Here is a 4,898-nt window from a genome sequence, read left to right on the forward strand (position 1 = left end):
GGCGCAAGAGGCGCGCGGCGATTACCTGATCTTCGTGGTGCCGCTGCTGGTCGAGTCCGGGCAATGGCGCACGCGCACCTCGCGCATCCTGGTTGTCGATTGCAGCGAAGACATCCAGATCGCCCGCGTCATGCAACGCAACGGCATGACACGGGCGCAGGTCGAAGCCATCATGGCGGCCCAGGCGACGCGCGCCGAACGACTCGCCGCCGCCGACGACGTCATCGAAAACAATGGCGATACCGCTGCGTTGCTGCCGCAAATCGAGCGCCTGCACGCGCGCTATCTGGCCATGGCGAAAACAAATCGCGATGGACATTTGTAATTTTCCTCTGCATGGGTCAGAATCACGTAAATTGAACGCGCGCTTTATCAATATCCGCAATCTCTTCAATATTTTGCAATCATTGAGGACATATTCATAAAGCGCGTTGTCGAATCCGATTCAACTTTAAAGGGACGCAGCTTTGATCGTTTACGAATACCCTTTCAACGAGCGTATTCGCACGCTGTTGCGGTTGGAGGATTTGCACGAAAAGTTCGTGTTCTTCCTGCATCAGGAAAGCCCGCTGCAACATCATGTCGCCCTCTCCACCATTTTCGAGATGCTCGAAGTGGCTGGACGCGCCGACCTCAAATCCGATCTGCTGCAAGAACTGGAACGCCAGAAGCAAATCCTGCTGGCCTACCAATCCAATCCGAACGTCGAAGCCGAGATGCTCAACGCCATCCTGAGCGAAGTCGATCGCGCCAGCGCCGCCTTGGCGGCCTCGCAAGGCCGGACTGGCCAGAACATCCGCGAAAACGAATGGTTGATGAGCATCCGCGGCCGCACCATCATCCCCGGCGGCGCCTGCGAATTCGACTTGCCGTCTTACTACGCCTGGCAAAAACGCACGGCGGAGCAGCGTTTTATCGACATTTCCAACTGGTTTGCACCGCTGGTGCCATTGTTCGACGCCGTCGGCATCGTCATGCGACTGCTGCGCGAATCGGGACAACCGGTAAAAATCAATGCAGAAGGCGGAAGTTACCAGCAGATGCTGCAAGGAAAGATCTACCAGATGCTGCGCCTGGTGATCGATGAAGAGATGGGCGCGATCCCCGAGATTTCGGCCAACAAGTACATGCTGTGGGTGAGATTCACCTCGCAGGACGGCGACATGAAACCCAAGCCTTTCGAAGGCGAAGTACCGTTCGAACTGGCGTTGTGCGGGTTTTAAGTAACAGATTCAGATAGAACTCAGGTAGACGTCATGGCAACAATCGTAGACTGCCCCACTTGCGGCGCCAAGGTGGAATGGACCGAAAAGAATAAATACCGGCCGTTTTGCTCGGAACGCTGCAAACAAATCGATCTCGGCGCATGGGCCGAAGAAAAATACGCGATCCCCGCCGTCAACCTGCCGCAGGAGCCGGACGAGGACAATTCCTCCGTCCAGTAGTCAGACTCTGATATCCAGACTCCGGCATTCAGACTCCGGTATTCAGGCCCCCAGCCAAACCCGCGCCCGTAACCGGCAGCCGCAGTTTATCGATCCATTCGATCAAGGGAATCGTGGCCGGCAGCAAAGGTGCGACATCCACGCTGCCCTGCCACGCAAACGCCTGTCCCTCAAGGCTTTGCGGCTCGCCGCGCCAGTCCCGGCTGATGTAAAAATGCAAACGCACGTGGGCGTGGGGATAGATGTGCTGCACGCCGCACCAGGCTTCGGCCGAGACTACTTCAATTCCGAGTTCTTCCAGAAACTCGCGTTTGAGCGCATCCAGCACCGACTCGCCGGCTTCCACCTTCCCGCCGGGAAACTCCCAGTAACCGGCGTACGGCTTGCCCTCGGGACGCTGCCCCAGCAGGACATCGCCGTTCGGCTTCATCAGGATGCCGACGGCAACGTCGATCGGCGGGGTTGCCTCTGTAGCAAGCGTCATCAGGCCTTCAGCTTTCCGGCGTAATCCCTGGAGAACTGCCACGCCACGCGACCCGAGCGCGAGCTGCGCTGCAAGGCCCAGCGCAAGGCGTCGCCGCGCGCGGACTCGATCTGGGCGGCGTCGCAGCCGAAATGACGCAACCAGTGCGCCACGATCTCGAGATAATCGTCTTGCTTGAACGGATAGAAGGTCACCCACAGGCCGAAACGCTCGGACAGGGAGATCTTCTCTTCCACCGTTTCGCCCGGATGCAGGTCGCCGTCGTCGGTGTGGGTGTAGGTCGAGTTGTCCGACATGCGCTCGGGCATCAGGTGACGGCGATTGGAGGTCGCGTAGATCAGCACGTTGTCCGATTGCGCGGCGATGCTGCCGTCGAGCGCCACCTTGAGCGCCTTGTAGCCGCTCTCGCCTTCTTCGAAGGACAAATCGTCGCAGAAGATGATGAAGCGTTCCGGACGCGCCGACACCAGGTCGACGATGTCGGGCAAATCGTGCAGGTCGTCCTTGTCCACCTCGATCAGGCGCAGGCCGCGATCGGCATACTGGTTCAGGCAAGCCTTGATCAGCGATGACTTGCCGGTGCCGCGCGCGCCGGTCAGCAGCACGTTGTTGGCCGGACGCCCATCGACGAACTGTTTGGTGTTCTGGTCGATCTGTTCCTTCTGCGGCCCGATGTTATGCAGATCGGACAAGGCGATGTGGGAAATATGGCCCACCGGCTGCAGATAGCCGCCGCTGTTGGCGCCATTGCGACGGCGCCAGCGAAACGCCACGCCCTTGTCCCACTCCACCGACGTCGCCGACTGCGGCAGGATGGATTCGATACGGGCCAGCAAGGCCTCGGCGCGCTGAAGAAACTGATCTAATTGAGTCATGACAAGTGGGCAAGGTGGACCAAGGAATTTCACATTGTGACGGAAACCCGATCCGCCGCGCGTGAATAAAATTCGTGAAAACCGAAAGCCGTTCAACTAAAGCCTGGCCGCGCAGTAGCTTATGAACGAATTCAGGAGCGGTAGTCGGCGTTGATGGTGACGTACTCATGGGACAGGTCGCAGGTCCAGATCGACGCCCTGGCCGTGCCGCGCGCCAGTTTCACGCGCACCACGATCTCGCTCTTCTTCATGACGCGCTGACCGTCCTCTTCCTTGTAATCCGGATTGCGGCCGCCGTTCTTGGCGACCCAGACGTCGTCCAGATACAGATTCAGCTTCGACACGTCCAGATCGTCAACGCCGGCATAACCGATCGCCGCCAGAATACGGCCCAGATTCGGATCGGAAGCGAAGAACGCCGTCTTGACCAGCGGCGAATGGCCGATCGAGTAGGCGATCTTGCGGCACTCTTCGACGCTGCTGCCGTCTTCCACGGTGACTTCGATGAACTTGGTGGCGCCTTCGCCGTCGCGCACGATCTGGTGCGCGAGGTTCTGCGACAACGCGCTGACGGCGGCGGCCAGTTCCTTGTATTCGGCGCTGTCGGCACTGGTGATTTCCAGTTCGCCGGCACCGGTGGCGATGAGCATGAAGGAGTCGTTGGTCGAGGTGTCGCCATCAATGGTGATGCAATTGAACGACTGATCAGCAGCATCCTTGACCAGTTGGTCAAGCAGCGTCTGCGGCACTTTCGCATCGAACGCCAGGTAGCCGAGCATGGTCGCCATATTCGGCTTGATCATGCCGGCGCCCTTGCTGATGCCGGTCATGACGACTTTCTTGCCGGCGATGGTCAGCGTACGCGAAGCCGCTTTCGGCTGGGTGTCGGTGGTCATGATGGATTCGGCGGCGGCGAACCAGTTGTCGGTCTTCAGGTTGGCGATTGCTGCTGGCAAACCGGCCTTGATGCGATCGACCGGCAAGGGTTCGAGGATGACGCCGGTGGAGAATGGCAGCACTTGTTCCGGCTTCACGCCGAGCAGGTTGGCCAGTTCGGCACAGGTGGCATTGGCGCGCGCCAGGCCTTCTTCGCCGGTGCCGGCGTTGGCGTTGCCGGTGTTGATTACCAGCGCGCGGATGGGCGCTGCGTCGCTGGCTTGCGCCAGGTGCGTCTTGCACACTTGCACTGGCGCGGCGCAGAAGCGGTTGAGCGTGAATACACCGGCGATGGTGGCGCCGGGCGCCAGTTTCATGACCAGCACATCCTTGCGGTTGGCCTTGCGTACGCCGGCTTCGGCGTAGCCCAGCTCGATGCCGGCAACGGGTTTCAGATCGGCGGAAACGGGAAGAGGAGAATTGACGGCCATGGTTGTCTAGTCAGCGTTAAAGGTGAAAGGGAATGCGGGAGAGCGTTATTGTAATCGGATAGTGTTACGGCATCAGATTCTTGGCGACCACAAACCAGGGCCGGCGCGCCAGCGGCAGCAGCCGTGCATTGGCGTCGATGGGAATCAGCGACTCCGACACCGAATTGAAAACGTTGCCGCCGATCACGCCGGCCCAGCCACGCCCGGGATGGATTTCGTAGACAAGATCGCAATGTCCCGGCAAGCCGGGCCGGATGTCGTCCAGCGTGGCAGCCTGGTTGCTGTCGCGCGGTGCGCAGATCAGGTCGCCGGGTGCAATCGGCTCGGTGGCCGCCGGGCGCAGCACGAACAGCGGCGCCGGCAGACTCTGGCGCGCCTTCAGATAAGTCAGGTAATTGAAGTGCACGTCGCTGGCCAGGAAGTCATCGGAAGAAATGCCCGCCGCCTGCATCAGGTAGGAAATGAAGGCGGCCGACCAAGCCTGTTGGGTATCGGCGCCGGTGAAGGACTTGCCCACCGATTGCCAGTACGTGCCGATGCGCTGCACCGCTTCGCCTTCGTCTTCCAGCAAACCCAGGCGTGGCGCGCTGAGGACTTCGCCGCGCATGTCGATCTGCTGGCGATCAAAAAACGTCCACTCGGTTTCAGCCGCCGCCAGCAAGGCTGCGCGCGGCGGTGCATCCTGACGCAACGCCAACGCGGAAGCTGCCGGTGTCGACATTTTACA

7 protein-coding genes are annotated in these 4,898 nt (G+C 60.1%); 3 read left to right on the forward strand and 4 right to left on the reverse strand.

Annotated elements, in window-relative coordinates; genetic code table 11:
* The 3 genes from coaE to yacG all read left to right on the forward strand — a co-directional run.
* Window positions 1–325, forward strand: a 325-nt coding sequence (gene coaE, locus HLUSI_RS0120360; RefSeq protein WP_016835702.1) for a dephospho-CoA kinase, incomplete at its 5' end; no start/stop codon positions are given.
* 142 nt (window positions 326–467) lie between these two features.
* Window positions 468–1,223 carry a cell division protein ZapD gene (gene zapD, locus HLUSI_RS0120365; RefSeq protein ID WP_016835705.1) on the forward strand — a complete coding sequence of 252 codons (756 nt, stop codon included), beginning with the start codon at window positions 468–470 and terminating at the stop codon, window positions 1,221–1,223.
* A gap of 33 nt (window positions 1,224–1,256) precedes the next feature.
* Window positions 1,257–1,445 carry a DNA gyrase inhibitor YacG gene (gene yacG / locus HLUSI_RS0120370; RefSeq protein ID WP_029363816.1) on the forward strand — a complete coding sequence of 63 codons (189 nt, stop codon included), beginning with the start codon at window positions 1,257–1,259 and terminating at the stop codon, window positions 1,443–1,445.
* Between the two features lie 28 nt (window positions 1,446–1,473).
* Here the strand turns inward: yacG and HLUSI_RS0120375 are convergent, their stop codons facing one another.
* From HLUSI_RS0120375 to HLUSI_RS0120390, 4 genes are all read right to left on the reverse strand, one after another.
* Complete coding sequence (locus HLUSI_RS0120375) at window positions 1,474–1,929, reverse strand: NUDIX domain-containing protein (RefSeq protein ID WP_016835708.1); 456 nt, start codon at window positions 1,927–1,929, stop codon at window positions 1,474–1,476.
* Window positions 1,929–2,804: an ATP-binding protein gene (locus HLUSI_RS0120380; protein WP_029363817.1), complete on the reverse strand. Its 876-nt coding sequence runs from the start codon at window positions 2,802–2,804 to the stop codon at window positions 1,929–1,931. The genes HLUSI_RS0120375 and HLUSI_RS0120380 overlap by 1 nt, the downstream gene beginning before the upstream one ends.
* A gap of 131 nt (window positions 2,805–2,935) precedes the next feature.
* The gene (gene argJ / locus HLUSI_RS0120385; RefSeq protein ID WP_016835710.1) at window positions 2,936–4,171 is read right to left on the reverse strand and encodes a bifunctional glutamate N-acetyltransferase/amino-acid acetyltransferase ArgJ; all 1,236 of its coding nucleotides are present in this window, start codon (window positions 4,169–4,171) and stop codon (window positions 2,936–2,938) included.
* A gap of 64 nt (window positions 4,172–4,235) precedes the next feature.
* On the reverse strand, window positions 4,236–4,898 hold a 663-nt coding region (locus HLUSI_RS0120390; protein ID WP_029363818.1), incomplete at its 5' end, for a DUF2272 domain-containing protein.

This window comes from Herbaspirillum lusitanum P6-12 (assembly GCF_000256565.1).
Classification (GTDB): domain Bacteria; phylum Pseudomonadota; class Gammaproteobacteria; order Burkholderiales; family Burkholderiaceae_D; genus Herbaspirillum; species Herbaspirillum lusitanum.

Excerpts from the sequence above, each read along its gene's own strand:
- HLUSI_RS0120375 (WP_016835708.1), bottom strand. The coding sequence starts at position 1,929 with ATGACGCTTGCTACAGAGGCAACCCCGCCGATCGACGTTGCCGTCGGC.
- HLUSI_RS0120380 (WP_029363817.1), bottom strand. The coding sequence starts at position 2,804 with ATGACTCAATTAGATCAGTTTCTTCAGCGCGCCGAGGCCTTGCTGGCC.
- yacG (WP_029363816.1), top strand. The coding sequence starts at position 1,257 with ATGGCAACAATCGTAGACTGCCCCACTTGCGGCGCCAAGGTGGAATGG.
- argJ (WP_016835710.1), bottom strand. The coding sequence starts at position 4,171 with ATGGCCGTCAATTCTCCTCTTCCCGTTTCCGCCGATCTGAAACCCGTT.